Here is a 26563-nt window from a genome sequence, read left to right on the forward strand (position 1 = left end):
ACAAAGCCAACCGAGACCCACACCGCAGACCGACAAAGCCACCCGAAACCCGCACCGCGGACCCACAAAGCCACCTGAGACCCACAGGCGGGCAAAGCCCCCACTCCGCACCGCAGACAGGCGAAGCCACCCGAGACCAGTCGCGGATCGACAACTCCGCCCGAGACCCGCAGGCGGGCAAAGCCCAAACTCCGCACCGCCGGCAGGCAAAGCCACCCGAGACCACCCGCGGGCCGACAACGCCGCCCGAGACCCACCCGCAGGCCGACAACGCCGCCCGCGCCCCACCGCGGGCGAGCAACCCGCCGCCGACACGAGCGCCAGCCGGCCCGATCAGGCCGGCGCCCGAACCCGGCCGCCGCGGCTGTCAGAACAGGTCGTCGGGCGTGGCCATCGGTATGCGGTCGGCCAGGTCGGGTGGGGCCGTCACGATCACGGCACGCCCACGTCGGGCCATCAGCACCTGCTCGAGCCCGGCCACGATGTCACCGATCCGGGCTGGGCTCAGGCCCCGCGGCAGGACGGCGTGCACCACACCGGCACCGACCGAGCCACGAACGGCCACCGCCGACCCGACGGCGTCGCGCAGAACGAACCCGACCGCATGCAGGTCACGGGAGCGGACTCGGAGACGCAACGCCACATCGGACGGCCGAAACGGATAGCTCCCCCACCACTCCGGCGCCTCGGCCCGGATCACCGCGGACGCCCCCATCTCCCGGGCCAGCCGCCCGGCACCGGCCGCGACGAAGCCGGCCGACCCCTCGAGCAGCATCGCGAACGACCCGGCGCCGACGGCCGGCAGGTCGACCTCGACCGCACTCAACGCGAACTCCTGAGCAACGATCCGGGTCGCCAGCTCATTGACCTCGGTCGGCGTGGAAACCTGGCGAACCACCCAGCGCCGGGCCTCCGGCAACTCCTCGACCGGCAGAACCGCCGACGTGATCACCCCGGCGGCCGGGCTCTCCCACTCGGCGAGGTCGACGATCTCCCCGGCCGGGTCGACGAGCGCGACACTGACGGCCTGCCCGGCCGGCGAGCCGAACCGGTGACGCAACGGCCCGGACTCGTTGACGGCGAGGACACCACCGATCGTGGCGCCGGGTGACGGCGGGTCGAGGACGAGACGCCGGCCGTGTCGGGCGAGGGCGGACTGCACCGCATTGACCGGCGTGCCGGCCGCGACGATCGCGGACGAGCCGTCGTGATCCCACATGCCGTGGAGACGAACCGTGTCGATGATGATGTCGAGGCGCTCCGGCCTCGTACCCCAATCGATTTTGCTGCCTGAACCTCGCGCCCGAACGCCGAGGCCGCGCTCCGCGGCGAGGCGCAGCAACCGGGAGACGGCCTGTGAGGTGGCCGGTGCGGCGACGTAGTCGGCGTGGCGACCGGCGACCCGATCGTCACCGCGCGCGACGCGTGCAGCGCCGGGGCCGCAGATCTCCACGAGCTCGGCGAGAAGGGAACCGCTCACTCCGATGCCTCCCCACAGCGAAGATCGTCCACTCTGGCACATCGTACACATGTTCGAATGACCGAGGTTCGTGTGTCCGGGAAATCCGGGCGGTAACGTGTTTCCGGTGACGATTGAAGGCCCACCCACCGCTCGCCAGGCGCCGACCGAGCGCACCTTCCACGGCGACACGGTCGTCGACGAGTTCGCCTGGCTGATGGCCAAGGAGGACCCGGCGACCATCGCTCACCTGGAGGCGGAGAACGCCTGGACAGAGCAGGCGACCGCGCACCTGGCCGGTCTCCGGGAGACAGTCTTCCAGGAGATCAAGGGCCGCACACAGGAGACCGACCTGTCGGTTCCGAGCCGTAAGGGCGGGTTCTGGTATTACACCCGCACCGAGGAGGGCAAGCAGTACGGGATCTCCTGTCGGGTGCCGGTGCGCCCGGGCGAGACGGCCCCGCCGATGGACGCCGAGAAACCCGGTGAGGAGATCCTTCTCGACGGCAACGAGCTGGCCGAGGGTAAGGACTTCTTCGCGCTCGGCACCTTCGACGTGAGCCCGGACGGCAACTGGCTGGCCTACTCGACCGACTTCGACGGCGACGAGCGCTTCACCCTGCGGGTGAAGAATCTGGTGACCGGCGAGGTCCTGGCCGACGAGGTGACCGACGTCTTCTACGGCAGCGCCTGGTCGGCCGACGGGAGCACGCTGTTCTACATCACGGTGGACGAGGCGTGGCGGCCGTACCGGGTGTGGCGTCACACGGTCGGCAGCACCGAGGACACGTTGATCTACGAGGAGCCGGACGAGCGGTTCTGGGTGGGCGTCGACCTCACGCGCAGTGAGAAGTTCATCGTCATCGACACGCAGAGCAAGATCACTTCTGAGGTACGGGTGATCCCGGCCGACATTCCAGATGCCGAGCCCGCCCTGATCACCGAGCGTCGGCAGGGTGTCGAGTATTCGATCGAGCACCACGGCCACCGTTTCCTGATCCTGCACAACCGGGATGCCGAGGACTTCGCGCTGGCCTGGACCTCGGTGGACAATCCGGGCGAGTGGATCGAGATGATCCCGCACCAGCCCGGCACCCGCCTCGAGTCGGTCGACGCGTTCTCCCGGCACCTGGTCATCTCGCTGCGGCGGGACGGTCTGACCGGCCTGCGGGTGATCGCCGACGGCAGCACGGCCTCCTACGACATGGAGTTCCCCGAGCCGCTGTACAGCGTGGGCCTGGCCGGCAACCCGGAGTACGAGACGAGTTCCGTCCGGATCTCCTACACCTCGATGATCACGCCAGACTCGATCTTCGACGTCGATCTGATCACCCGCTCGATGACGCTGCGTAAGCAGAAGCCGGTGCTCGGCGGCTACCAGGCGGACGACTACGAGCAGTTCCGCGAGTGGGCGACGGCCCCCGACGGCACCCGTGTGCCGATCTCGATCGTGACGCGCAAGGGTGTGCCGCGGGACGGTTCGGCCCCGGCCCTGCTCTACGGCTACGGGTCCTACGAGCACTCGATCGACCCGTACTTCTCGATCGCCCGCCTCTCCCTGCTCGACCGCGGTGTCGTCTTCGCGATCGCGCACGTCCGCGGTGGCGGCGAAATGGGCCGGCAGTGGTATGAGCAGGGCAAAATGCTCGCCAAGCGCAACACCTTCACCGACTTCGTGGCGGCCGCCGAGGCCCTGGTCCGCAGCCGCTGGACCTCCGCCGACCGTCTGGTGGCCCGCGGCGGCTCAGCCGGTGGCCTGCTCATGGGCGCGATCGCCAACATCGCCCCGGAGGCGTTCGCCGGCATCCTCGCCGAGGTCCCCTTCGTCGACCCGCTCACCTCGATCCTCGACCCGTCCCTCCCGCTGACGGTCACCGAGTGGGAGGAGTGGGGCAATCCGATCGAGTCGGCCGAGATCTACGCCTACATGAAGGCCTACAGCCCGTATGAGAACGTGACCAAGCAGGCGTACCCCCGGATCCTCGCGGTGACCAGCCTGAACGACACCCGCGTCCTCTATCACGAACCGGCCAAGTGGATCGCTCGGCTACGTTCCGTGACCCCCGAGGGCCGCTATCTTCTCAAGACCGAGATGGGCGCGGGTCACGCCGGCCCGAGCGGCCGCTACGACGCCTGGAAGGAAGAGGCCTTCAACATCGCCTGGATCCTGGACGTCCTCCAGCTCGCCTGACGCCGACCGCCGCCGCGGCATCCGCACCAGCGGTTGCCGCGGCGTCCCGGTCCGCCGGTTCTTTGCAAACCGACCAGGGGGTACGGCCAGGCCGTCCCGCCGAATCCATCCCGTCCCGGACCTACGAGGCGACGCAGGCGGAACACCGGACCGCGACGCCGGCCTCCGGGCTGTATCCGAACACCGGCTTACACCGTGCGGATCTCCTCCAGATCGGTACTGCTACGGAGCACAAGCATGCCGATCCCGGCCACCACCAGCATGGCCAGGACGGTCCCGCCGCCGAGCAGCACCAGCTGGCCCCACGGCACCGGCACGGGCAGGGTCACGACCGGGTCGGACGTGGTGGTCCGCACGCAGGTCTCCGCGTCCGCCGCCGGATCGATGCACGCCTCGATGATCCCGCCACCGACCGTGACCTCGTCATAAACCGACCGGACCAGGACGAGTCCGGCGGTGATGGCGAGCCCGAGCGCCGGGACGAGCGGTGCCAGCGTCTGCCACAGCAGCGTCCCCGAGAGGACCCGGCCGGGCGTGCCGGACGCGGTCAGTGCCGCGTAGGTGCGCCGCCGGGACACCACGCTCTCGGCCAGTGCCACCAGCAGGCCCGCCGCCGAGACGGCCACGCCGACACCGACCGCGACCAGCACCAGCTGGGCGCTGTTGACATAGAAGGCGGCATGCTCGGGATCGACCGGCATCCCGATCAGCGCGTTGAACCGATCCTCGGCCAAGCCCTGGGTAACGAAGAGAGCGTGGTATCCCATGGCCGCCCCGCCGATCACCGTCGCGCCGAGGAGTGCGGCCAGGGTGCGGCTGCCGTTCCACGGATCGGCCATCATCCGCCGCCCGGCCAGCAGGGTGACCGGCCCGTGCCCGAACCGGTGCAGCAGCCACCCGGCCGTGTAGGAGATCCATCCGGTTCCGACGACCACGCCGACCATCACCAGCAGCGTGCCGACCAGCATCAACGCGCCGAAGACGTAACCGGACAGCACCATTCGCTCGGAAAGCCAGACGGGCACGTTGAAGAGCACGAACCCGATGCCGATGGCGAGCCCGGGCCAGGGGCGGGGGCCGTTCTTCCGGTGGCGGCGCACCACGCCGAGCGGGGTGACCGCCACCCCGCGCATCAGGACCAGCCCGATCAGGCCGGCCATCACCGGCACCACCGCGATGGCCACGATCAGCGGCACCGGGGCGGGGAAGACATCGGTGGGCAGCGTCAGTGCCCCGTCCGGACCGGGATCGTGCAGAATCCGCCGGACCCCCACGAAGATGCCGAATCCGGCCACCGAACCGAGGATGCCGGCCACGACCGTCTCGGCGACGGCGATGAGGACGGCCTGCGCCGGTGTGGCGCCGGCGAGCCGGATGGCGGCCAGCCGCCGGTCCCGGGCCGGCGCGCCGAGCCGGATGCACTGCCCGGCCAGGGCCAGCACCGGCAGGGTGAGCAGCAGCAGCCCGAAGATCACGCCGGGCCGCAGGCCGGGTTCCCGCAACAGCGGGCTGGTGTAGTGCTCGGCGCCGGGAGTGAGCCAGGTGGTTCCGTCCGGTTGTTCCGCCAGTTCGCCGCCCCGGATGGCGGCCACCGTGGCCGCGGCGAGCAGAGTCGTGGAGGCGAGGGCCGCGCTCGTCGCCGTGAGCACGGTCCGCAACGTGTCGGTCCGGGTGCCGGCCGTGCTGAGCCGGAACAGGGTGGCTGCTCTCACGGCGCACCCACGCCGAGGCCGGTCGGGTCGACGGCGCCGTCCCGCAGCACGACCTCCCGGTCCGCATACGCCGCGACAGGCGCCTCGTGGGTGACGAGAACGACCGCCGTGCCCTCCTCCCGGACCGCCCGCACGATCGCCAGCATCACCTGCTCGCCGTTGAGCTGGTCGAGCGCGCCGGTGGGCTCGTCGGCGAAGAGCACCCGGGGTCTGGTCACCATGGCCCGGGCCACCGCGCATCGCTGCTGCTGCCCGCCGGACATCGCGCCGGGCATCTGGTCGGCGACGTCGGCGACACCGAACCGGTCGAGCCAGGCGAGCGCCGACTCCCGCGCTTCTCGCCGCCCCGAACCGGCGAGAAGCAACGGCAGGGCGACGTTCTCCGCGGCGGTCAACTCGGGCACCATCTGCCCGAACTGGAACAGCACCCCGAAATCGGTACGCCGTAGGCGGGACCGGGCCGCCTCGGACCACAACCCGATGTTCTGCTCGCGGAAGACCACCGAACCCCGATCGGCGCGGAGGATCCCGGCCAGGCAGTGCAGAAGTGTGGACTTGCCGCAGCCGCTCGGGCCGGTGACCGCCACGATCTCGCCCTCGGCGACGCTCAGGTCGACCCCGCGCAGCGCCGGAGTGGCGCCGTAGTCCTTGGTGATTCCAGTGCCGGTCAACAGCGGAGTGGTCACGCGGTCACTTCCTTCTGCAGGTCGGCGACACGGGCCAGCGTGGTCTGCAACCAGCGCAGGTCGGCGTCGAGGTGGCCGATGGCGTAGTCGGCGGCGACGACGTCGCCGACAGTGGCGCCCGGGGCGGTCTTGACCGCGGTCAACTCACGCAGCCGGGTCATGTGGGCGAGCCGTTGGGCGGTGAGGTACTCCCGGGCGCGGTCGGCGTCGGCGGCGAGCAGGGCGACCACCACCTTGGCGAAGAGGGTGCTCGTCACATACGGCGCGGGCGGCTCGATCTCGGTCAGCCACCGGGTGAGCCGGTCCCGGCCGGAACCGGTCAACGTATACGCCGTCCGCTCCGGGCCTCCCTCCTGCTCCTGACCGGACTGCTCGACGAACCCGTCGCGCTCCAACCGCCCGAGCGTGGAGTAGACCTGGCCGTACGCCAATGGTTTGGCCTGTGGCAGTCGCTCGTCGTGTGCCCGCTTGAGGTCGTAGCCGTGTCGCGGACCGCCGGCGAGCAACCCCAGAAGGACATGCGCCGTGGACATGGGCGCTACTATTCACTCAGTGAATAGCCGCCGTCAAGCCACCACGGCGAGGAGGAAGTGATGTCAGAGCGAGCGCCGCAGCGCGACGACGGCGATGTCGTCGGCCTGTTCCCGGGCTCCGGCCAGCTGGCTGTGCAGACGCCGGCAGAACGCGTCGAGGTCGTCCTCGACCAGGGCCGCGCCGGCTGCGAGGGCGCTCAGTCCCTGGTCGAGGTCGGCGTCCCGACGCTCGATCAGGCCGTCGGTGTAAAGCACCAGGGTGCCGCCGGGCGGCAGGATGTATTCGATCTCGGCCCGCCGGGGTGCGGTGATGCCGAGCAGCGCCCCGCGCGGCTGAAGATACTGCACGTCACCGCCGACGTGGACGAGTGGCGGCAGATGCCCGGCGCTGGCCATCCGGATCCGGCCGGTCGAGGGTTCCAGAGTGAGCAGGCAGAGGGTGGCCGACTCGGCCGGCAGCACGGTCCGCATGAATCGGTTGACCAGTTCCAGCACCGCCGCCGGCGAGTGCCCCTCGACGGCGTATGCGCGGACGGCGTGCCTGATCTCGGCCATCACCGTGGCGGCGTGCAGCGAGTGCCCGGCCACGTCGCCGATCGCGACGAGGAGCCGGTCCTCGAGCACCGTGAGTTCGTAGAAGTCGCCGCCGACCTCGGTCTGTGCGCTGGCCGGCTCGTAGAGGACGCCCAGATCGACGCCGGACACCTCGGGCAGGCGCGACTGGAGCAGGCTGCGCTGGAGGGTGACCGCGATCCGGTGCTCCTCGTCGAAGGATCGCTGTGCCTCCACGGCTGCGGCGACCGCCTGGGAGAGCTGCCGGAGCACCGGGAAGCCGGGGGTCTGTGAGCTGCCGGGCACGGCGACGTAGACCGGCGGGCGGTCGGCGCGCAGTCGGGCCGCGGCGACCGCGACGGTCTCCCCCTCCGGCCAGCCGACGACGTCCCAGTCGGCCGGCTCGTCACTGCGCACCAGCGACCCGACCGCGACCTGATGCCTCGGGACCGCCCACCGGCGCACCGTCGGAGGGCTGCCCGACGCGGCCAGGCTCTCCCCATCGAAGGTCTCGGCGACCACCACGACCGGCCCGCCGAAGATGTCGGCGGCACCCTCGGCCGCGGCTGAGAGCAGGGTCGGCAGCGTGGACGCCGAGTTGATCGCCAGGGTGGCCTCGGCCAGCCGCACCATCCGTTGGGCGAGCAGTTCGGCGCGCTGCCGGGCGCGGTAGTAGCGGAGGACGGCCTGGGCGGTGGCGATCAGTTCGTCCGGTTCGATCGGCTCGACGAGGTAGGCGTCGGCACCGCGGTTCAGTCCCTGGGTGCGGTCACCGACGTCGACGGCGTGCGCGGACACGTGGATCACCGGGAGTACGCCGTACCGCGAATCGCTCTTGATCGTCTCGCAGACGTCGAATCCGCTCATGTCGGGCAGTTTCACGTCGAGCACGACCAGGTCGACCTCGGCTTCCAGGAGCCGGGCGAGGGCCGCGCCGCCGGTCTCCGCCTCAAGCACTGTGAAACCGGCTCGGCTCAGCCAGCTGACCAGGAGATATCGCTTGGTCGGGCTGTCGTCGACGACGAGGACGGTGGCCGACATCATGACTTCAGGGGGAGCCGTAGGGTGAAGGTGCTGCCCTCACCGGGGGTGGAGTCGACCCGCAGGGCGCCACCGAGGATTCCGGCGAGCCGCCGGGCATACGGCAGGCCGAGGCCGGTGCCCTTGCCGCTGACCGGCCGGCTGCCGGGCACCTGATAAAACTCCTCGAAAATGCGTTCCTGCAGCTCGGGAGGTATGCCATAGCCGGTGTCGGCGACGACGAACTCGGCGTCGCCGTCGGTCCGACGCACGCTGAGCCGCACCGAGCCGGCCTCGGTGAACTTGAGCGCGTTCGTGAGGAGGTTGCGCAGCACCTGGGCGAGCAGCACCTCGTCGGAGCGCAAGGTGGGCACCCCCGGCTCGTCGACCGCGAAGTCGACCTCGGGCCGGGTGGCGAGCGGGCGCAGAGTGCCGCGCAACTGACCGAAGACCGCTTTCAGATCCACCTCCGACCAGTTCGGCTCGATCCGGCCGGCCTCCGCCTTGGCCAGGTCGAGCAGGCCGTTGACCAGCGTCAGCAGGTCGGTGGCGGAACCGCGGATCAGGTCGACCTGGCGGCGCTGCTCGGTGGTGAGTTCGTCGGAGCCGGAGTCGGTGAGCAGGCGTCCGAGGCCGATGATCGCGGTGACCGGGGCGCGCAGTTCGTGGCTGACGTTGGCCAGGAAACGGCTCTTGGCCTCGCTGGCCGCGGCGAGCTGCTCCGATTTCTCGTCGAGCTCGGCGTAGAGGGCGACCACGCCACGATTGGTCTCCTCCAGCTCCTGGGAGAGCTGGTTGTAGAGGGCCATCACACCGCGGTTGGTCTCCTCCAGCTCGGCGTTGAGCCGGGCCAGGTCGTCACGCTGGGCGCGCACCTCGTCGAGGGCGGCGATGAGCTGCTGATTCTGCACCGCCAGCTCATCGAGCGGGGTGCCGGGCACATGGCGGGCCAGTCCGGCGCGGATCTCCTCCATCCGGTCGGGGGTCAGCAGGGGGGCGCCGAGCGGCAGGCGCCGCGCCATCCGGACCACTGTGCCCGTCCCACCATCGTCGACCTCCATCGTGTCGACCAGGCGGCCGACCTGCTGCAAATGTTCAGCGAGCCGGGCCGTGTCCCCGGTTCCGGGGTGCGCCATGGCTACGTGGAGGGTAGGTACCCCGATCGTTTCAACGGTGAACGTGACGTCGGTGTGTCCGGCTGCGAGCAGCACCCGGCCGATCTCGCTGAGCGCGGTCGCCACCCGGGTCTGGTCCTGGGATTCCAGGCCGACCCTCTGGGCCACCTCCCGCCCGAGTTGCCGCACCACGAAGATGTCATGCTCGACCCGCAGGCGCATGCGCATCAGCGGCTCGCCGGTCATGAGAACCGCGCCACCAGCACGCCCGCGTCGTCCCGGCGGGTTCCGGCGTCTCGCAGCAGGGTGCCCGCGATCACCTCGGGGGTGCGGGTGATCAGTCCTGGATACTCGCTGAGGTTCCAGCGCTCGACCAGGCCGTCGGTGTGCATCACCAGGATCGCGCCGGGGGCGAGCGGGTAGTCGTACTCCCGGATCTGTCGTCGTTGATGCCCGGCGATGCCCGGCATGGAGACCATGCCTCGCCGGCTGCCGTCCGGCGCGAGGACGGTGCCGGAGATATTGCCGAGACCGGCATAACGGACCACCCCGGCCGACGGATCCGGTTCGGCGACGGCGAGAGCGGCGCCTCGGGTGTGCCCGAGGGTACGGTGCAGCGCCTCCACCACCTGTGCCGGCGGCACGGCCGGCGCCCGCAGGAACACGCGCACCGCCTCGTGCGACGCGGCCGCGGCCAGGCCACCGTGCCCGAGCCCGTCACTGAGCAGAAGCTGCCGGCGCCCGTCGATCTCGCGGATCGCGAAGGCGTCCCCACTGACCGTCTCCCCGGTCAGCGGCCTGGTCAGCCCGGCCGCCCAGCCCGAATCGGGAAGCGCGTCCGGCCACACCTGCACGCTCAGCACGGTCCCCTTGCCGGGAACCGAGTGCAGATCCCATCGGCTGGCCTGACGCAGGATGGCGCCGAGCCCGATGCCGAGCGTGCCCGCGGTGGAATGCCCGTCGCCGATGGAGAGCTGGACGTCGGCCATACCGGGCCCGCTGTCGATCGCGATCAACTCGACCCCGGCCTGGTCGGCGGCCCGGACCACGCGCACCAGAATCGTGCCCTGGGCCGCATGTTTGACCAGGTTGCCGGCCGCTTCGGCGGCGACGATGGAGAGGTCCGCGACGCGCTGCTCGGGCATGTCGAGGCTGGCGGCCAGGCGTTCGGCGGCCCGGCGCACGGCCGAGGCCGTCCCCGGCTCCTCCACCCGAAACCAGACCCCTCCGTCCAGGAGTCCTTCGGGTAGGGACGCCACCGCGCCTCCGCTCATCGGCACCACTTGACGATCGTAATGGTCGTGCCCTTACCCGGCTCAGTATCGATCTTGAACTCGTCGACCAGGCGACGTGCACCACTGAGACCGAGGCCCAGCCCGCCACCGGTGGTGTAACCATCGGTGAGGGCCAGGTCGAGATCGGCGATACCGGGCCCCTGATCGGCGAACACGATCTGGATACCGGCTCGCCGTTCGTTGTGGACGCGGGTCACCTCGACCTCGCCGCCACCACCGTAGACCAGTGTGTTGCGGGCCAACTCGCTCGCGGCGGTGACGAGTTTCGTCTGATCCACCAGGGACAACTTCACCGCCACGGCGACGGTACGCACCAGCTGCCGAACCCGGACGACGTCCTGGTCGGTCACGACCGGAAGGCGCTGGCTCTCGTCGTTCACGGCGTGGTTACCGCTGCCGCGCCGGACTCGTCCTCGTCGTCGAACAGCTCGTCGTCGTCGGGACGGCTGCCGAGCATCTCGATGCCCAGCTCGACGTTGAGAGCGGTCCGGATGCCGGGCAGCGACAGCCCGAGCTCGACCAGCGTGATCGCCACTGCCGGGCGCATGCCGACGACCACGGTCTCGGCGTCCAGGACCCGGGAGACCGAGGCGATGGTCGCGAGGGTACGGCCGACGAACGAGTCGACGATGTCGAGCGCGCTGATGTCGATGATCACACCGTGCACGCCCGTCGCGACGATCCGCTCGGCGAGGTCCTCCTGCAGTTGCAGGGCGACCTGGTCCTCCATGTCGATCTGGATGGAGACCAGCAGGATGTCGCCGATCTTCAGGACCGGGACCCGCTCCATGTCAGCGTCCCGACCGCTTGTTCTGGCTGATCACGTAGCGCAGGGCGTCGGCGAGCGAGGCCTTGGTCGCGATGTCGCCGAACTCGATGCCGAGGGCGACGATGGTCTGTGCGATCTGCGGACGGATGCCGGAGATGATGCAGTCGGCGCCCATCAGACGGGCCGCCACCACGGTCTTGAGAACGTGCTGGGCGACCTGGGTGTCGACCGCCGGCACACCGGTGATGTCGATGATCGCGTACGGCGAACCGGTGTCCACCAGAGTCTGCAGCAGGCGCTCCATCACCACCTGGGCCCGCGCCGAGTCGAGGGTGCCGACCAGAGGCACCGCGACGACGCCCTCCCACAGTTTCACCACCGGTGTGGAGAGCTCGAGCAGCTGCTCCGCCTGGTCCGCGATGATCGACTCACGGACCCGCACGTAGCTGTCGAAGGTGAAGAGCGCGGCCTGGTCGACGAAACCGGAGAAGGCCACGTAGTCGCGCAGGGTGGCGGCGTCACTCTGGTCGCCGAGCACCTCGAGCGTCGCGTCCTTGAGCGCGTAGACGCTGACCGCCGTCTCGGTGGCGCTGAACCCCTGCCGGGCTCGGTTGCTGGAGAGCTCGTTGAGCTGAGCGCGCAGCTCGGCGCTCGCCTCCTGACTCAGATCGGCGGCCCCACCGGCGAACGCCTGCTGGAATCCGCGCTGCAGGTCGTTGGTCTGTCGGCGCAGCTCGGCGCTGCTCAACCGGCCCCGCAGGCCGGCGGCGACCAACTCGGTCCAGCGGGCCGCCAGCTGCTCGGACCGCCCCTCCAGCAGTTCGGCGAAGCGCCTCGCCTCGTCCGGACTGAGCGGCATCAGTGCCTCCCCCAACTACAGCGATCCAGCGCAACGGCCGGACTTTACCATCAGGGTGTCCAATAGTTGCTGTAAGCCAAGTAACGGACCGAGAGCCAAAGGCGCGTCCCGTTCTGCGCGTCACCGGGTACGTGGAGTACCGTTCAGCAATAACTGGAGGTCGGCGAATGTCCCTGACGGTACAAACGGAACAGCGTGACGACATGGTGGTCGTGTCGGTCGCTGGCGAGCTCGACATGGCAACCGCCCCCCAGCTGCAGGATCAGATCAGTGACCTGCTGGAGAAGGGCCGGACCCGCTTGGTATTCGACCTCGCTGAGGTGTCCTTCTGCGACTCGACCGGTCTCTCGGTCTTCGTCCGGGCGAAAAACAGCACCGACGATGCCGGCGGCACCGTCCGACTGGCCGCGCCGCAGCGCGGGGTGCTCCGCATCCTCGAGGTGAGTGGCCTCGTCGAGGTGCTGCACACCTACCCCACGGTCGACGAAGCGGTCGCCGCCGACGAGCCTGCCCTCGACTGAGGCACCGGTCGGCGTAGTTTGTCGTCGACCGGTGACGGGCACCCCGTCGCCGAATTGAAACCCGGCCCCCAGGAGTGTGCCCATGGGCAAGATGTTCCAAGGCTTCAAAGACTTCATCATGCGCGGCAACGTCGTCGACCTCGCGGTCGGCGTCGTCATCGGTACCGCGTTCACCGCGCTCGTCGCCAGCTTCACCAAGTCGTTCCTGGAGCCGCTGATCAAGTGGATCTCCGGCGGCACCGGAGAACTCAAGGGCGAGTGGAAGCCGGCCGAGGGTGTGGTCTTCACCTACGCCGCGTTCATCAACACCCTCATCACCTTCCTGCTGACCGCCGCGGTCCTCTACTTCCTCGTCGTCATGCCGCTCAACAAGCTGGCCGAGCGTCGTCGTCGTGGTGAGGAGCCGCCGCCGAAGGCGCCCAGCGAAGAGGTCAAGCTGCTCACCGAGATCCGCGATGCACTGCTGCGTGGCCAGGGCAACCAGGTCCCCAACAGCGCCCTCGACGAGGTCCTCAAGCGGTCCCACCCCGACCAGCCCCGCTGATAATCGAAAAGATCCACCCTCCCGGCACTGTTCGAACAAATGTTCGATACAGTGCCGGGATGGAGCAGCGTAAGCACTGGTGGAACAGCAAGTGGGGGCGGCTGGCCCGCAAGGACGTCTACTTACGCACCAGCGGCGATCAGTGGTATGTCGAGCAGCGCGCCGGCGGCTCGGACGGGGTTTCGCACTTCTTCGAGTACGACAGCGAGGACGCGGCTCTCGACATGGTCCGCGCCCTGCTCTCCGGCCCCGACGAGTGGCGCGAGCTGTCCGTCCGCCCGGCCGAGCGTTAAGCCGCCCGGTGATCGTCCGTGTGCTGCGCGGTCAGCGGGCCGCGCGGCGGTGGCAGCAGCCGCAACCCCGGCCGCGGGGCATCCTCGCGCGTCTCGGTGTCGAAACGGGCCCGCCACCCGATCCCCATCCGGGAGCCGGGCGGCCGCACCTCTCCGCCGCCGACCCCGCGAGAGAGCGCCACCACCAGCAGATATCCGGCGATCACAAACCCGTGACCGACCAGCCGACCGACGTCCACGCGACCACCGGTCAGGTCGGTGACCGAGATCAGCAGCAACATCCCGACGAATGCGGTGAGCATCGGCACCAGACCCGTCGGCCGGGTCCGCCGCAGCGCGATGAAGAGATAACCGGCACCGACCGCCACGTTCCACGCCGCCGACTCGTGCCAGAGGTGCCCCTGTGTGGCGCCCAGCCCGTTGTGCGCGTGGTCCACGGTCGCCCCGCCGCCGACCTGGGTCAGCCCGAGGATCAGCTGCACCGCACCGACCAGAGCCAGGGCCACGTAGAGCACGGCCGCCACCGGCACTCGTGGCAGCCGGCGACGCCGCGCGGGCGGCTGCTCCGGCAGCGCGGCCAGGATCGCGGCCGTCAGGTCCGGCACCTCGGGCACCGGGGCCGTCCGGGTCAGCCGGTTGACCACCGCCGCCCGGTCCAGCCAGTCCCGGCAGCCCGCGCACCCGGCCAGGTGCTCGTCCACCATCGGGCGCATCGCCGGGTCGTCCTCGCCGTCCAGCTGCGCGGACAGCATCTCGCGCCACCGCTCACATGCCATGTCCTGATAGTCGCCGAGGAGACCGCCCGAGTTCCCGCCGGGTCACCGGAAAGACCGGGAGCATCACTGATGTTCGTGGCCGAGCATCCGGCGCCGCTCCCGGAAAGCGCGCAGGTTGGCCGTGTTGCCGCAAGTGCTGACGTCGTGCCAGACGCCGCTGTTGTTCCGCGAGGTGTCGAAGAAGGCGGCCCGGCACGCCTGGTTGTTGCACAGTTTCAGCCGCGGCCACATCCCCGCCTGCTGGGCCAGCAGCGCCTCCGCCCACAGCGCCGACGCCAGCCACCGCACGCCCCGGCCGGTCGGCACCACCCGCACCCAGCCCGTCCCGTCCGGCACCAGGCTCACCTGCACGTCGGCCGGTGGCAGCAGAGCCTCATCCACCTCGGGGCTCGCCCCGGCCGTCACCACATGCTCGAAAGCGGTGCGCAGTCGGCGCATCGACCGCAGATCGGCGACGGAGAGCAGCAGAGTCGGGCCCGGCAGCCCCGACACGTGCGACCACAGGCCCAGCGCATCGGTCACCCACCACTGGGCGTCCTCGACGCTGGCCAGCAGGTCAGGCGCATAGGACATCGCCGGTCGAGTGTTCAGCAACTCCTGCACGAGCGCGAATCCACCGGGCGCCTCCCGTACGCCGTGCCGCGCGCTGGCCTTCCATGACATAAACAAAGCCTACTCGGCTCTTTTTCCTGTGCGCCCGGAACGCCACCCGCGCGAGTGGACGATTGCCGTTCATCGGTGGACGGTTGTGAATGAGTCTCTAGACTTCACCTGTGCGAAGAGCTCTGGCGATCACGATCGCGGCCGCGGCGGCGCTGTCCCTCGCCGCGGGTTGCGATTCGGAGACAACGACTGCGGAGGGGCCGCCTCCGGCCGTACCGTCATCGTCGTCGCCTGCCGCGGCCACCGGATCGCCGTCGCAGCCGGCTCCCGCGCCCACCGTTTCTTCGGTGCCGGCCATGCCGGAGCCGAAACGGAAACTGAAGACCGGCCTCAAGGGGGCTGACGTCCTGGCGCTGCAGCAACGCCTCACCGAGCTGGGTTATTGGAACGGCAAGGCGGACGGCAGATTCGGGTCGACCACCCAGCAGGCGGTCTACGCGGTGCAGAAAGCGGCGGGCATCAACCGCGACGGCACGGTCGGACCCAAAACCCAGAAAGCCTTGACCGAGGGGGTACGCCCGGAGGCGCGCTCAACCACCGGGACATTGGTTGAGATCGATCTGAAACGACAGCTGCTGCTCCTGGTCACCGACGGTCGGGTCACCCAGACCTTCAACACGTCGACCGGCTCGAACGAGTATTACGAGCAGGAGGGCCAGACCTACCGGGCCGACACTCCGCGCGGGAGGTTCAAGGTGGGCCGGCAGATCGACGGCTGGCGCAACGCCCCGCTGGGCCTGTTGTGGCGTCCCAAATACTTCAACGGCGGCATCGCGGTGCACGGCGCCCCGAGCGTTCCGCCCTACCCGGCGTCACACGGTTGTGCCCGGGTCTCGGTCGCCGCGATGAACTGGTTGTGGAAGAACGACGCCATTCCCCTGAAAACGCGGGTCTGGGTCTACTGAATCGTCACCAGCCGCTTCGCCCGTCGCGGCGCCGGAATCATCCGTGCGTATCCCGGCGGCCAGGCGGCACCGTAGATCTCGGCACAGAGCACCACACCGAGCCATGGCACCCACGGCCCGATGACCTCCATCGTTCCGTGCCCGCGAACGTCGAGCGCGAGCGCCCACTCGTCGGGCCGCGGCCGCAGTCCGGTCACCGTCCGCAGCGCGAACGACTCGTCGCCCAGCAGCAGGCGACGGTTGGTGACCACGGCGAGCCGCCGGTCGCCTCCGACGACGTCGACCGGGAACCAGCCGTACTGCTTCTCACCGGCCCACAGCGGAACCGTCGGGCTCACCGCGGCCGGGCGGCCACCTCGCTCGACGAGGCCGGCCAGCATGCTCATCGACCGGTAGCCGGCCAGAAGCTGCCCAGGGTCGTAAACCGACAAGACATTTCTCCGATCTGTAGGCCCGCCCGTTGGCGGCCCGCCTCCGACCCTGGCACGCGCAGGCCGACACCCCAAGCGAATACACCCCAAAGGTGAGCCCGAAATTTCCGACCTGTCCGTCTCACGCCGTCCCGGATGAGATCAACATGGGCTTCACTCCACCCACCACCAACCGTCGCCCACCTCTCGTCGCGGATACCCCTGGTCGCCATCGGCGGTGTTGACGACCGACTTTTCGGTGGGCGGGTCGGCGAAGTACGCGAGACCCGTGCCCGACTCGTGTCGCCAGTTCTCCCATAGCTGCACGAACAATTCGGTCGGACTGGCGTACGCGAACCCGGACGGGCACAGGGAGCGCAGGTCGGCCGGCACGGCCGGCAGCCCGCCGTCCAAGCGACCGGCCCGGTAGTCCTGGGCCAGTTCGGCGAGCGCAGCCCGATGCAGCCGATACCGATAGTCGACGGAGTAGGCCGGTGAATCGTGCCGCGAGACGATGACGAAGGCGGCAACGGCCAGGCTCAAGCTCACCACGGCGACTCCGAAGGAACGGCGTACACAGGCGATCAGGATCGCCGCGATCGAGACGAGTACGGCGAACGACAGAGCCACCCACGAGATCCCCCAGCCGACGAACGAACCGACGAGCAGAGGCGTCTCAGCCAGCCACCAGACGGGAATGAGCAGCAGCCAACCGGCACAACTCAGGACGGCCTGCAGCAGGCCGCGCCCGCTCCACGCCGCCGTCGCGGACGGCTCGGTCGGTTGATCGACCGGATCCCACTGGAAGTCCATGGCGAGGACCTTGCACTCGCCGTCGCGCCCCACGGAAGGCCGTACACGAAACCTCTACACGATCTCCTCGCCGGTGCCGAAACCCGGCGATCTCCGCCACCGGAACTCGCTTCGCGTGGATCCGCAGGGCTCGTGCACCAGCGCTGGGCTGCTCTGACTACAGTGCGCGTGCATGGGACACGTCATGGCCCGCCTCGCCGGATACGGCGTGGTGCTGGTGCCGTATTGGCCGTACACGTTCGCGCGTTCCGACGCGGCGCCCGACGCCGTACTGCCTGGTCGGCGAGCATGACGCGTCGATCTCCGTGCAGGGCTCGGCCCATGCCGTCGACCCGGAGACACTGATCGCCGCGGGCCAGACGGTCGTCGAGCGCCGCACGATGCGCAATGACGTGCAGGTCATCGAGCTGGCATACGAGCACGAGGGCGAACAGTGGTGGCAGGGTCACTATCTACTCCCGCGCCAGGGTGGCCGCATGCTCGTCTTCACCGCCCAGTCCCGCGAGCCGGGCATCGACACCGCCCGTCAGGGCCTGGAATGGATGCTGGCCCTGGACTGAAACAGAGCCGACCCGCACAGCACCTCCCGAACGCGAGCTGCCGTGCCGCCCCGGACACAGAACTGGTCAGCACCGAAAACCCGATGCTGACCAGTCAAAACAGTGGGCCGCCAGGGACTCGAACCCTGAACCTATGGATTAAAAGTCCACAGCTCTGCCATTGAGCTAGCAGCCCGCAGCAGACAGAGTACCGGCGTGCGACCTTGAAGCCCACCGGGATACCCCAAAGCACGTGTTTCCGCAGTCCAAAGCCCATCTCGGTGGTCAAAACCAACGGCCCGGCAGAACCCGCCACCCACCCCTACGCAAAGCACGTCGCTGACAGACGTACGACCGTGATCGAATACGCTCGGCAGGTGTTCGAGGCTTCGCGGATCTGCCGCTGCGTCATCTGTCACGACTACGGCGATCGCCAGGACTACGAAGCGACCGACCAGGACGTGATCGGCAATGTGCAAAAGTTCGAGTGGAGCGTCACCGGCGTCGCTGCCGATGAGCAGGGGCCGGGCTGGTCGTACACGATCGGCCGATGGCACAGCCGGGGCGGGCCGGAGCTGGCGATGTTCGGACTCGACCTGCGCGTCATGCAGTCCTGCCTGAACATCCTCGCAAAACGGGACGGACTTGCCGACGGTCAGTCCCATGATGATGTCGTCAACGGCTACCCGTTGTACCTGAGGGCCGTCGAGCCGACCTGGTATCGGGCCTTCTTCGGCCAAGCCATCTGGTTTTACCGGCATCCACCCATCCCGTTCCTCGAGGTCGTCTGGCCGGACCGGAACGGCGGTCTCCCGTGGGACACCGGCAGCCTCGCCCAGCCACACCTCTGGCTCGCGCCCACCGAGCACGTCCAAGGCGTGTGGACCCAGGACATCTAGGGTCTGCCCTGCAGAGTTCCCGAGCGGCCTGATGTTGTCAGCGACCTCGTCACCCCGGATTCGTTACACCCGAAGTTTGCCGAGCGCATCGCCTGTCAGACCGATCTGACACGGTTGACGGGGTACCGAACAGCACGTCCGTTCTCCCACAGTGGCCGAGCGTTCCCGTAACGCTCACACCGGAGGAGAAATGTTGAAGACCAGGCTCGCCACAGCGCTCGTCGCCGGCGTCACCGCGATCGTCGCCCACCCCGCCCCGGCATCCGCCGCCGACGTCAACCCGTACTCGGCATCCGCGCTCTGCGGGTCCGGGTACGGCATCGTCGACTACTTCAAGGACGACGGTCGGGCGTACATCTACCTGCTCTACAACAGCGGCAACGGCAAGAACTGCGTGGTGAGCCTGAAGCAGAAGAACCTCGGCACCAAGACGCACGTCTCAGCGGTCCTCGAGACCCGTGACGACGTCAAGGTCGACCCCGGCAACTACGCGTACTACGCCGGCCCGATCTACCTGTCGGCCCGGAACGAATGCGTGTCGTTCGGTGGCGAAGTCACGGTGAACGGCCAGCTCAACGTCTACAAGAGCCCCTTCCGCTACTGCGATTGATCCCAGACTGACCAAACCTGAACCGGGTGGCCGCTCCGCTGGAGCGGCCACCCTTTGTCGTATAGCTCACCTCTGATCGCATTGATGGTCGACTAACCGTATTCGGTACCCTCTAACACGCTCTGACAGCGCCTGACGAAGACGTCCGGACATGGGGGTTGGATGGAAGACCAGCGTGCCGCCACCGCGAAGTTCGCCGAACAGCTGCGGGAGTTACGGGCCGGCGTGGGCAACCCGTCGTTCCGGACGATGGCCGGGCGATCGGGCCGGATCTCGCACACCACACTGCACGAGGCCGCCGCCGGGACCAGGTTCCCCTCATGGGAGACCACACGGGAGTTCGTCCGGGCATGCGAGGCCGACGAGACCCGGTGGCGACAGCTCTGGGACGACGCCCAGCAACGAAACGAGGACGACCCGGCGCCCCAGGAAGCCGCGGTGCCGACCGTGCCGGCGGTTCGACGCACACCGCGCCGCTTCCGCTGGATCGCCGCCGGAGCCGCGGCGGTGGTGACGGCCCTCGCCGCCGTGGGCGTCGTCGTCCGATTCCGGGTATCGAGCGCGGACGGCGCCGTGGCGGCCCCGTCTCCGTCGGCGAGCTTCTCCGATTCGCTGATCCCCGGCGACTCCAGCCGATTCGTCGGCGACGTGACGTTCCCGGACGGCGCGAAGGTGAAGGTGAACCAGCGGTTCGACAAGGTCTGGGCGCTGGCGAACGTGGGCACGGTCGCCTGGCACAAGCGATTCCTGGCACCGACGAGCCCCAACGGTGAGGGCGGCTGTCAGGTCCCGGACCGGGTGCCGATCGGTGACACACCGCCCGGCGACCAGGTGATGATCACCGTTCCGGTGGTCGCGCCGAGCAGCCCCGGAAAGTGCATGGTGAGCTGGAAGATGGTCGACGAGAACGGGCAGCCGTTCTTCCCCAGCCGCCGGCCCGTGTATTTCCTGGTCAACGTCATCTGACAACACCGCATTCACCGAGGTCAGCGGCACCCTGCCGGATCTGACAGGAAAGACGGGTACCGAACACTAGATCCCTTCTCGCAAGGTGATGTCCGTTCCGAACGCGACTCATCACCTTCGAGGAGGTTCGACCATGCGCCGTCCGCGGTTAGCCCTCGGGCTCGCGACGCTCTGCATGGCCGTCGGCCTCCCGGCCCCAGCGTGGGCCGGGACATCCGACAGCGCAGCGCAACACACCCTCACCACGGCCGCCCGGCCGGTCGTGGACATGGAGGCGACCGTCCTGGCCGCCCAGATCGACCCCCGCCGCGCCGACGACACCCTGACACCCGGCGCGAAGAGTTCGGTCCTCGCCGTCGAACAGGCACTCCAGGCCAGGAATCTGCTGGCCGCACAGTGGGTGGACGGCTACTTCGGCACCCAGACCGTGTCCGCGTACGCGGCCTACCAGCGCTCGCTCGGCTACAGCGGCCTGGACGCGAACGGGCTACCCGGCCTGACGTCGCTGACGAGACTCGGGCAGGACCGGTACACGGTCGGCAACACGATCGGGCCCGGCGCGAAGGTCTCCCGTGACGGGTACGTCGTCAACGCCCGTACCCAGTCGATGCTCACCGAGGCGGAGCGGCTGCTCGGCTTCAGGCTGGTGCTCGACCAGGGCTCGTACAACCCCGGCGGTGACCCGACCTCGGCCGGCACGCACGACGGCGGTGGTGTCGTCGACATCTCGGTCACCGGCATGACCGCGGCCAAGCGCACCTCGGTCGCGAAGGCTCTGCGTCAGGTCGGCTTCGCCGCCTGGGTCCGCAGCCCGAGCCAGGGCGACTGGCCATGGCACATCCACGCTGCGGCGATCAACGACACCGACCTGTCCACCCAGGCACAGCACCAGGTCGGCGACTACTACCTCGGCCTCAACGGCCTGGCCGACCGCGGCCCGGACGACGGCCCCAAGGTCACCATCCGCACCTGGGAGCAGTACCAGCGCACGCGGTGACCGACCCACCACCATCCCTCGACGTCCGTGAGAGGACACCATGAACATCCGTAAAGGCCTGGCCGTCGCCGGTGCCGCGCTCGCCGTGGCCACCTCCGTCCTGGGTTTCTCGTCGCCGGCATCGGCGGCGGCCCGTGACGGCGACTGCGACAGCGGCGAATTCTGCTACTACTACAACAGCGACCAGGCGGGGTCCATCTCGGACTTCGCCGCCTCGGAGAACGATTACGGCGCGACCCAGCCGGAGTGCTACGAGTTCAAGGGCGCGGGCAACGGCCAGGGCGTCTGCGTCAAGAACAACGCCGCCTCGGTCTGGAACCGCACGGGCAGCACTGTGCGCGTCTACTACAACAGCAACTTCGGCGGAGCCCACCAGGACTTCGCGGCCGGGGCGAAGGGCAACCTCAACAGCACGCTGAAGAACAACAACGCCTCGCACGAGTTCGCACCGTCGTCCCGCACGGACATGTCGGACGCGCTGTACAAGGCGAGCGGCGGCCAGGTGACGGCCGCGTTCGACGGTTACGAGAGCACTCCGGGACGGCACGAGGGAATCGACTTCGCCCGCAGCATCGGCTCGGACGTGCACGCCCTGGTGTCCGGAACCGTCATCTACGTCGCCCGCGGAGCCACCGGCAGTGGCGGGCTGTCGACGATCTCGGTCTACAACTCCTCGCTGAACAAGACGGTGATCTACCTGCACACCGCACCGAAGGCGGCGGTGACCGTGGGCGACGCGATCAGCAAGGGCGAACTCATCGCTGACGAGTCGTGGCGCGGGGTGTCGTCCAGCTCGGCCGCGCACACGCACGTCGAGGTCCGCAACGGCCGGCAGACCCATGCGGCGGTCAGCGTCGGCGACCCGGTTCTCGACAACCCGGACCCGACCGCGTTCTGGCACTCGCAGGGATACAACGAGAAGTGAAAGCCCTGAAGAACATTCTGGCGGTTCTGGTGGCAGTGGTCGCCGGCGTCGCGGTGGTGCCTGGCGCGGCCTACGCCGCCGACCGCGACGGCGATTGCGACAGCGGCGAATTCTGCTACTACTACAACAGTGGCCAGACCGGCTCGGTCTCGGATTTCGACGAGTCGATCGAGGATTACGGCGCGACCCAGCCGTCCTGCTACGAATTCAAGGGCGCGGGCAACGGCCAGGGCGTCTGCGTCAAGAACAACGCCGCCTCGGTCTGGAACCGCACCGGCAAGACCGTGCGGGTCTACTTCAACAGCAATTTCGGCGGTACGGCGCAGGACTTCGCGGCCGGCGCAAAAGGCAATCTCAACGCCACGCTGAAGAACAACAACGCCTCGCACCAGTTCCTGGGCGGTTCGACGAGCTGCACCACGGACGGCACCAACAGCAAACTGCCGACCGACATCCTGGTCTACCGGGTCGGTCTGGGCCGGGTCGACCGGGTCGACTTCAAGACGTACGTCAAGAACGTCCTCCCGAACGAATGGGTGACGAGCTGGCCGGACGCCTCGCTGGAGGCCGGCGCCGTGGCGGTCAAGAGCTACGCCTGGTACTGGGCTCTGCACTCGACCCGGAAGACCCCCGGCGGACAGTGCTACGACGTGGCGGACAACACCAACGACCAGGTCTACAAGCCGTCGTCGGCACAGTCCGCGACGTCGGCCGCGGTGGACCGCACCTGGTCGACCCGGATGACCCGGAACGGCAGCATCCTGCGGGCCCACTATTGCGCGACCACCACGGCGTGCGGCGGCTGGGTGGACGGGGATTGGCTGTCCCAGTACGGCTCGCGTGACCTGGCCAACGCGGGTCGGAGCCATCAGGCGATTCTGCGCCACTACTACAGCGACGTGGTCCTCTCCTGACGTGACGTGTCGACCGTGCCGCCCGCCGTGCATCCACGGCGGGCGGCACGGCATTCCGGAACCGGAACGATCACGATCGGGAGGCTCATCCAGCGGATCTCTTGTTACCACCCCTCGGCTACTGTTCAATCCGTCATCAGGCGCGATGCGAAGAGCGACGATTTCCGTCGTGATTCTCGGTCACGGATAGGTAACGGGGGATTCGGTGTTAAACAATCAGCCACCCCCTGGTCAGGTGGATCGGGAATCGTCACCGGTCATGCAACGAACCACCGGCATCGCCGCGCTCGTCGCGCTGACCACTCTCGCCGCCGGTCTCCCGGCGTATGCGGCCGAGCGTCCACCGCGGCAGATCACCGCCACCATCGAGACTCCGAGCCTCTTCGACGACGAGGCCGGCGGTGACGCTGACGCCGACGACCCCGCCATCTGGATCAACCCGGCCGATCGGGGCCGCAGCCTGGTCATCGGCACCGCCAAGAACGGCGGTCTGCGCGTCTACGACCTCAAGGGCCGCGAAGTCCAGTCGATCGCCACGCCCGAGGGCGGCCGTTTCAACAACGTCGACGTGCTCTCCGGCTTCAAACTCGGCAAGAAGAAGGTCGACATCGCCGTGGTCACCGACCGCGGCCTCGACAAGCTGCGCATTTACAAGATCGAAGCGAACGGCCTCACCGACATCACCTCGGCTGACGTCCCGCTGCTCTTCTCGAAGGACGAGGCCGAGGTCGAGGAGCAGGCGACCGGCTACGGCATCGCCGTCTACGACCGCTACGCGGTGGTGAGCCGCCGGCACAGCACGCGGCTGGGTATTTTCCGACTCGAGGAGAAGAACGGAAAGGTCACCTACCGCACCACGGACACCTTGGATCTGCCCCGCGAGTTCCGCCTGCCGAACGGCGAGCGCTGGACGCCGTGCCTCGAGCCCGGCGAGGACCCGCAGGTCGAGGGCATGGTCGTGGACGCCGAGGCGGGCGTGCTCTACGCCGCCCAGGAGGACGTCGCCCTCTGGCGCATCAACCTGGCCGGCGGCACGTTCAGCAGCATCCCGCGGGTGGTCGAGCGGGTCCGCGAGTTCGGCCAGCCCGCCACCTACGACCCGGAGACGGAGGAATGCACCGTCGAGTACGTCAACGGCTACGGCGGCCGCATCACCGCCGACGTCGAGGGCGCCACCGTCTACCCGACCGGCAAACGCAGCGGCTACCTGATCGTTTCCAGTCAGGGCGACAGCCGCTTCTTCGTCTACGACCGACGCACCAACAAGCCGCTGACCATCTTCTCGGTCACCGACGGTCGCAACGCGGACGGCGTCCAGCACTCCGACGGCGCCGCCGTCACCGCGGTGGCCCTCCCCGGCTACCCGAAGGGCCTCCTGGTCCTCCATGACGGCGAGAACACCCCGAACGACGACCGCACCAGCACCAACTTCAAATTCGTCGACTGGCGTTCTCTGGGCCTGCCGTCCTGACGCAGAAAAACCAGGCCGGGCTTCTCCATTCGGAGGGGTCCGGCCTTTTCAAAACCCGGATTTGATACGTGCCACGACTCCCACAACCGCAGACCACCCAGCCCCCGGCTGCGCCGCGACCGCCGGCCGTCAGCCCGTCCCGTGCCCCGGCAAGCCCGAGAAAACACCCCGGAAAACACAGAAAGGCCCACCCGTTTCCGGGTGGGCCTTTCCATACGATGAGTCCGGCGGCGTCCTACTCTCCCACACCCTCCCGAGTGCAGTACCATCGGCGCTGGAGGGCTTAGCTACCGGGTTCGGAATGTAACCGGGCGTTTCCCCTCCGCTATGACCACCGAAACAGCCATCAGCTTCACGTACAACCAGCAACCTTCAGACTCTCTCAAGCCTCAGGGTGGTCGTTCGTTTGCTGTGAATCACACAGTGGACGCAAGCGCAATGTATAGGGTGGTTAAGCCCTCGGCCTATTAGTACCGGTCAACTCAACACGTTACCGTGCTTACATCTCCGGCCTATCAACCCAATAGTCTATTGGGAGCCTTACCCACTCAAGGTGGTGGGATACCTCATCTCGAAGCGAGCTTCCCGCTTAGATGCTTTCAGCGGTTATCCCTTCCGAACGTAGCCAACCAGCCATGCTCCTGGCGGAACAACTGGCACACCAGAGGTTCGTCCGTCCCGGTCCTCTCGTACTAGGGACAGCCCTTCTCAAGTATCCAACGCGCACGGCGGATAGGGACCGAACTGTCTCACGACGTTCTAAACCCAGCTCGCGTACCGCTTTAATGGGCGAACAGCCCAACCCTTGGGACCTGCTACAGCCCCAGGATGCGACGAGCCGACATCGAGGTGCCAAACCATCCCGTCGATATGGACTCTTGGGGAAGATCAGCCTGTTATCCCCGGGGTACCTTTTATCCGTTGAGCGACACCGCTTCCACACGCAAGTGCCGGATCACTAGTCCCGACTTTCGTCCCTGCTCGACCCGTCAGTCTCACAGTCAAGCTCCCTTGTGCACTTACACTCAACACCTGATTGCCAACCAGGCTGAGGGAACCTTTGGGCGCCTCCGTTACCCTTTAGGAGGCAACCGCCCCAGTTAAACTACCCACCAGACACTGTCCCTCGACCCGATCAGGGCCGCAAGTTAGATACCCAAACCCAACAGAGTGGTATTTCAACAATGCCTCCACCCGAACTGGCGTCCGAGCTTCACCGGCTCCCACCTATCCTACACAATTAAATTCGGATACCAATGTCAAGCTATAGTAAAGGTCCCGGGGTCTTTCCGTCCTGCCGCGCGTAACGAGCATCTTTACTCGTACTGCAATTTCGCCGGGCCTGTGGTTGAGACAGTGGGGAAGTCGTTACGCCATTCGTGCAGGTCGGAACTTACCCGACAAGGAATTTCGCTACCTTAGGATGGTTATAGTTACCACCGCCGTTTACTGGCGCTTAAGTTCTCCGCTTCGCCCCGAAGAGCTAACAGGTCCCCTTAACGTTCCAGCACCGGGCAGGCGTCAGTCCATATACATCGTCTTACGACTTGGCATGGACCTGTGTTTTTAGTAAACAGTCGCTTCCCCCTGCTCTCTGCGGCCATACCACGCTCCACCCGCAAGGGGCTTCACGCGTCCGGCCCCCCTTCTCCCTAAGTTACGGGGGCAATTTGCCGAGTTCCTTAACCACAGTTCACCCGTCGCCTCGGTATTCTCTACCTGACCACCTGTGTCGGTTTCGGGTACGGGCCGCTCGAAACATCGCTAGAGGCTTTTCTCGGCAGCATAGGATCAATGACTTCACCAGAACGGCTCGGCATCACGTCTCAGCCTACATGCACCGCGGATTTGCCTACGGTACGGCCTACACGCTTACCCCGGCACAACCACCGGCCGGGATCATCTACCTTCCTGCGTCACCCCATCGCTAAACTACTACCACCCAAGGTCCTAGACTCCACCGACTCAGACCGAAGTCCTCGCCGGCTTTGCGTAGTTAGTACAGATGGGTTCGTCTTGGGCGCTTCTTTGCGGGTACGGGAATATCAACCCGTTATCCATCGACTACGCCTCTCGGCCTCGCCTTAGGCCCCGACTCACCCAGGGCGGATTAGCCTGGCCCTGGA

The 26563-nt window shown here is 68.0% G+C and carries 27 protein-coding genes, 1 tRNA gene and 2 rRNA genes (1 of these 30 cut by a window edge); 13 read left to right on the forward strand and 17 right to left on the reverse strand.

Annotation, left to right across the window (positions count from 1 at the left end; genetic code table 11):
* Positions 1 to 367: 367 nt before the first annotated feature.
* Positions 368 to 1480 (reverse strand): FAD-binding oxidoreductase, encoded by a 1113-nt coding sequence (locus tag Q0Z83_RS42735; protein WP_317789151.1) that lies wholly within the window; start codon positions 1478 to 1480, stop codon positions 368 to 370.
* Positions 1481 to 1586: 106 nt separating this feature from the next.
* Here Q0Z83_RS42735 and Q0Z83_RS42740 point away from each other — a divergent pair, with 106 nt between their 5' ends.
* Positions 1587 to 3650, forward strand: coding sequence for a S9 family peptidase (locus Q0Z83_RS42740; protein WP_317789152.1), 2064 nt, complete (start codon positions 1587 to 1589; stop codon positions 3648 to 3650).
* Between the two features lie 188 nt (positions 3651 to 3838).
* Here the strand turns inward: Q0Z83_RS42740 and Q0Z83_RS42745 are convergent, their stop codons facing one another.
* The 9 genes from Q0Z83_RS42745 to Q0Z83_RS42785 form a co-directional block, all read right to left on the reverse strand.
* Positions 3839 to 5362, reverse strand: coding sequence for an FtsX-like permease family protein (locus Q0Z83_RS42745; protein WP_317789154.1), 1524 nt, complete (start codon positions 5360 to 5362; stop codon positions 3839 to 3841).
* Positions 5359 to 6048, reverse strand: coding sequence for an ABC transporter ATP-binding protein (locus Q0Z83_RS42750; RefSeq protein WP_317789155.1), 690 nt, complete (start codon positions 6046 to 6048; stop codon positions 5359 to 5361). The genes Q0Z83_RS42745 and Q0Z83_RS42750 overlap by 4 nt, the downstream gene beginning before the upstream one ends.
* Positions 6045 to 6581, reverse strand: coding sequence for a PadR family transcriptional regulator (locus Q0Z83_RS42755; protein WP_317789156.1), 537 nt, complete (start codon positions 6579 to 6581; stop codon positions 6045 to 6047). Before Q0Z83_RS42755 ends, Q0Z83_RS42750 begins: the two co-directional genes overlap by 4 nt.
* 63 nt (positions 6582 to 6644) lie before the next feature.
* The gene (locus Q0Z83_RS42760) at positions 6645 to 8177 is read right to left on the reverse strand and encodes a fused response regulator/phosphatase (RefSeq protein ID WP_317789158.1); all 1533 of its coding nucleotides are present in this window, start codon (positions 8175 to 8177) and stop codon (positions 6645 to 6647) included.
* The gene (locus Q0Z83_RS42765) at positions 8174 to 9514 is read right to left on the reverse strand and encodes a sensor histidine kinase (RefSeq protein ID WP_317789159.1); all 1341 of its coding nucleotides are present in this window, start codon (positions 9512 to 9514) and stop codon (positions 8174 to 8176) included. Before Q0Z83_RS42765 ends, Q0Z83_RS42760 begins: the two co-directional genes overlap by 4 nt.
* Positions 9511 to 10542: an ATP-binding SpoIIE family protein phosphatase gene (locus tag Q0Z83_RS42770; protein WP_317797281.1), complete on the reverse strand. Its 1032-nt coding sequence runs from the start codon at positions 10540 to 10542 to the stop codon at positions 9511 to 9513. Before Q0Z83_RS42770 ends, Q0Z83_RS42765 begins: the two co-directional genes overlap by 4 nt.
* A complete protein-coding gene (locus Q0Z83_RS42775) occupies positions 10539 to 10943 on the reverse strand; it encodes an anti-sigma regulatory factor (protein ID WP_317789160.1) in 405 nt (134 codons plus the stop codon). The genes Q0Z83_RS42770 and Q0Z83_RS42775 overlap by 4 nt, the downstream gene beginning before the upstream one ends.
* A complete protein-coding gene (locus Q0Z83_RS42780; protein WP_317789161.1) occupies positions 10940 to 11353 on the reverse strand; it encodes an STAS domain-containing protein in 414 nt (137 codons plus the stop codon). The genes Q0Z83_RS42775 and Q0Z83_RS42780 overlap by 4 nt, the downstream gene beginning before the upstream one ends.
* A 1-nt stretch (position 11354) precedes the next feature.
* Complete coding sequence (locus tag Q0Z83_RS42785; protein ID WP_317789162.1) at positions 11355 to 12191, reverse strand: STAS domain-containing protein; 837 nt, start codon at positions 12189 to 12191, stop codon at positions 11355 to 11357.
* A 167-nt stretch (positions 12192 to 12358) separates the two neighbouring features.
* On the opposite strand from Q0Z83_RS42785, the gene Q0Z83_RS42790 reads away from it, so the two are divergent.
* The 3 genes from Q0Z83_RS42790 to Q0Z83_RS42800 all read left to right on the forward strand — a co-directional run bounded on the left by Q0Z83_RS42790 (position 12359) and on the right by Q0Z83_RS42800 (position 13549).
* Complete coding sequence (locus Q0Z83_RS42790; protein WP_093620005.1) at positions 12359 to 12712, forward strand: STAS domain-containing protein; 354 nt, start codon at positions 12359 to 12361, stop codon at positions 12710 to 12712.
* Between the two features lie 91 nt (positions 12713 to 12803).
* A complete protein-coding gene (mscL, locus tag Q0Z83_RS42795) occupies positions 12804 to 13256 on the forward strand; it encodes a large conductance mechanosensitive channel protein MscL (protein ID WP_317797282.1) in 453 nt (150 codons plus the stop codon).
* A gap of 59 nt (positions 13257 to 13315) precedes the next feature.
* The gene (locus Q0Z83_RS42800; protein WP_317789164.1) at positions 13316 to 13549 is read left to right on the forward strand and encodes a hypothetical protein; all 234 of its coding nucleotides are present in this window, start codon (positions 13316 to 13318) and stop codon (positions 13547 to 13549) included.
* Here the strand turns inward: Q0Z83_RS42800 and Q0Z83_RS42805 are convergent.
* Together Q0Z83_RS42805 and Q0Z83_RS42810 are read right to left on the reverse strand one after the other, a co-directional pair.
* Entirely contained in the window at positions 13546 to 14325 is a 780-nt protein-coding gene (locus Q0Z83_RS42805) for a zf-HC2 domain-containing protein (RefSeq protein WP_317789165.1), read from the reverse strand. The genes Q0Z83_RS42800 and Q0Z83_RS42805 overlap by 4 nt on opposite strands.
* Before the next feature lie 63 nt (positions 14326 to 14388).
* Entirely contained in the window at positions 14389 to 14988 is a 600-nt protein-coding gene (locus Q0Z83_RS42810; RefSeq protein ID WP_317789166.1) for a CGNR zinc finger domain-containing protein, read from the reverse strand.
* Between the two features lie 110 nt (positions 14989 to 15098).
* Here Q0Z83_RS42810 and Q0Z83_RS42815 point away from each other — a divergent pair, with 110 nt between their 5' ends.
* A complete protein-coding gene (locus Q0Z83_RS42815) occupies positions 15099 to 15893 on the forward strand; it encodes a L,D-transpeptidase family protein (protein ID WP_317789167.1) in 795 nt (264 codons plus the stop codon).
* Here the strand turns inward: Q0Z83_RS42815 and Q0Z83_RS42820 are convergent.
* The gene (locus tag Q0Z83_RS42820) at positions 15887 to 16324 is read right to left on the reverse strand and encodes a hypothetical protein (protein ID WP_317789169.1); all 438 of its coding nucleotides are present in this window, start codon (positions 16322 to 16324) and stop codon (positions 15887 to 15889) included. The genes Q0Z83_RS42815 and Q0Z83_RS42820 overlap by 7 nt on opposite strands.
* A 153-nt stretch (positions 16325 to 16477) precedes the next feature.
* Complete coding sequence (locus Q0Z83_RS42825) at positions 16478 to 17116, reverse strand: hypothetical protein (RefSeq protein WP_317789171.1); 639 nt, start codon at positions 17114 to 17116, stop codon at positions 16478 to 16480.
* Between the two features lie 305 nt (positions 17117 to 17421).
* Here Q0Z83_RS42825 and Q0Z83_RS42830 point away from each other — a divergent pair, with 305 nt between their 5' ends.
* Complete coding sequence (locus Q0Z83_RS42830; RefSeq protein ID WP_317789172.1) at positions 17422 to 17676, forward strand: hypothetical protein; 255 nt, start codon at positions 17422 to 17424, stop codon at positions 17674 to 17676.
* A gap of 103 nt (positions 17677 to 17779) precedes the next feature.
* Here the strand turns inward: Q0Z83_RS42830 and Q0Z83_RS42835 are convergent.
* Positions 17780 to 17851 (reverse strand) — tRNA-Lys (locus Q0Z83_RS42835).
* Positions 17852 to 18011: 160 nt separating this feature from the next.
* On the opposite strand from Q0Z83_RS42835, the gene Q0Z83_RS42840 reads away from it, so the two are divergent.
* The 7 genes from Q0Z83_RS42840 to Q0Z83_RS42870 all read left to right on the forward strand — a co-directional run bounded on the left by Q0Z83_RS42840 (position 18012) and on the right by Q0Z83_RS42870 (position 24437).
* Positions 18012 to 18554 carry a DUF4262 domain-containing protein gene (locus Q0Z83_RS42840; RefSeq protein ID WP_317789173.1) on the forward strand — a complete coding sequence of 181 codons (543 nt, stop codon included), beginning with the start codon at positions 18012 to 18014 and terminating at the stop codon, positions 18552 to 18554.
* Positions 18555 to 18744: 190 nt separating this feature from the next.
* A complete protein-coding gene (locus Q0Z83_RS42845) occupies positions 18745 to 19164 on the forward strand; it encodes a hypothetical protein (protein ID WP_317789174.1) in 420 nt (139 codons plus the stop codon).
* Between the two features lie 162 nt (positions 19165 to 19326).
* On the forward strand, positions 19327 to 20130 hold the full coding sequence (locus Q0Z83_RS42850) for an NBR1-Ig-like domain-containing protein (RefSeq protein ID WP_317789175.1): 804 nt from the start codon (positions 19327 to 19329) through the stop codon (positions 20128 to 20130).
* Positions 20131 to 20263: 133 nt separating this feature from the next.
* Positions 20264 to 21127 (forward strand): peptidoglycan-binding domain-containing protein, encoded by an 864-nt coding sequence (locus Q0Z83_RS42855; protein WP_317789176.1) that lies wholly within the window; start codon positions 20264 to 20266, stop codon positions 21125 to 21127.
* A 40-nt stretch (positions 21128 to 21167) separates the two neighbouring features.
* Positions 21168 to 22052, forward strand: a complete 885-nt coding sequence (locus Q0Z83_RS42860) for a peptidase inhibitor family I36 protein (protein WP_317789177.1) — start codon at positions 21168 to 21170, stop codon at positions 22050 to 22052.
* Positions 22049 to 22966 (forward strand): SpoIID/LytB domain-containing protein, encoded by a 918-nt coding sequence (locus Q0Z83_RS42865; RefSeq protein WP_317789178.1) that lies wholly within the window; start codon positions 22049 to 22051, stop codon positions 22964 to 22966. Before Q0Z83_RS42860 ends, Q0Z83_RS42865 begins: the two co-directional genes overlap by 4 nt.
* Before the next feature lie 259 nt (positions 22967 to 23225).
* Entirely contained in the window at positions 23226 to 24437 is a 1212-nt protein-coding gene (locus Q0Z83_RS42870; RefSeq protein ID WP_317789179.1) for a phytase, read from the forward strand.
* A 222-nt stretch (positions 24438 to 24659) separates the two neighbouring features.
* On the opposite strand, the gene rrf is transcribed toward Q0Z83_RS42870, so the two are convergent.
* Positions 24660 to 24776: ribosomal RNA gene (gene rrf, locus Q0Z83_RS42875) — 5S ribosomal RNA — on the reverse strand.
* A gap of 108 nt (positions 24777 to 24884) precedes the next feature.
* A 23S ribosomal RNA gene (locus Q0Z83_RS42880) occupies positions 24885 to 26563 on the reverse strand (it continues 1429 nt past the right edge of the window).

This window comes from Actinoplanes sichuanensis (assembly GCF_033097365.1).
In the GTDB taxonomy this organism is placed as follows: Bacteria; Actinomycetota; Actinomycetes; order Mycobacteriales; family Micromonosporaceae; genus Actinoplanes; species Actinoplanes sichuanensis.

Coding starts and splice junctions, on each gene's coding strand:
- Q0Z83_RS42855 (WP_317789176.1), top strand. CDS start 20,264: ATGCGCCGTCCGCGGTTAGCCCTCGGGCTCGCGACGCTCTGCATGGCC.
- Q0Z83_RS42785 (WP_317789162.1), bottom strand. CDS start 12,191: ATGCCGCTCAGTCCGGACGAGGCGAGGCGCTTCGCCGAACTGCTGGAG.
- Q0Z83_RS42860 (WP_317789177.1), top strand. CDS start 21,168: ATGAACATCCGTAAAGGCCTGGCCGTCGCCGGTGCCGCGCTCGCCGTG.
- Q0Z83_RS42810 (WP_317789166.1), bottom strand. CDS start 14,988: ATGTCATGGAAGGCCAGCGCGCGGCACGGCGTACGGGAGGCGCCCGGT.
- Q0Z83_RS42870 (WP_317789179.1), top strand. CDS start 23,226: ATGCAACGAACCACCGGCATCGCCGCGCTCGTCGCGCTGACCACTCTC.
- Q0Z83_RS42845 (WP_317789174.1), top strand. CDS start 18,745: ATGTTGAAGACCAGGCTCGCCACAGCGCTCGTCGCCGGCGTCACCGCG.
- Q0Z83_RS42755 (WP_317789156.1), bottom strand. CDS start 6,581: ATGTCCACGGCGCATGTCCTTCTGGGGTTGCTCGCCGGCGGTCCGCGA.
- Q0Z83_RS42805 (WP_317789165.1), bottom strand. CDS start 14,325: ATGGCATGTGAGCGGTGGCGCGAGATGCTGTCCGCGCAGCTGGACGGC.
- Q0Z83_RS42790 (WP_093620005.1), top strand. CDS start 12,359: ATGTCCCTGACGGTACAAACGGAACAGCGTGACGACATGGTGGTCGTG.
- Q0Z83_RS42765 (WP_317789159.1), bottom strand. CDS start 9,514: ATGACCGGCGAGCCGCTGATGCGCATGCGCCTGCGGGTCGAGCATGAC.
- Q0Z83_RS42825 (WP_317789171.1), bottom strand. CDS start 17,116: ATGGACTTCCAGTGGGATCCGGTCGATCAACCGACCGAGCCGTCCGCG.
- Q0Z83_RS42780 (WP_317789161.1), bottom strand. CDS start 11,353: ATGGAGCGGGTCCCGGTCCTGAAGATCGGCGACATCCTGCTGGTCTCC.
- Q0Z83_RS42770 (WP_317797281.1), bottom strand. CDS start 10,542: ATGAGCGGAGGCGCGGTGGCGTCCCTACCCGAAGGACTCCTGGACGGA.
- mscL (WP_317797282.1), top strand. CDS start 12,804: ATGTTCCAAGGCTTCAAAGACTTCATCATGCGCGGCAACGTCGTCGAC.
- Q0Z83_RS42850 (WP_317789175.1), top strand. CDS start 19,327: ATGGAAGACCAGCGTGCCGCCACCGCGAAGTTCGCCGAACAGCTGCGG.
- Q0Z83_RS42760 (WP_317789158.1), bottom strand. CDS start 8,177: ATGATGTCGGCCACCGTCCTCGTCGTCGACGACAGCCCGACCAAGCGA.
- Q0Z83_RS42800 (WP_317789164.1), top strand. CDS start 13,316: ATGGAGCAGCGTAAGCACTGGTGGAACAGCAAGTGGGGGCGGCTGGCC.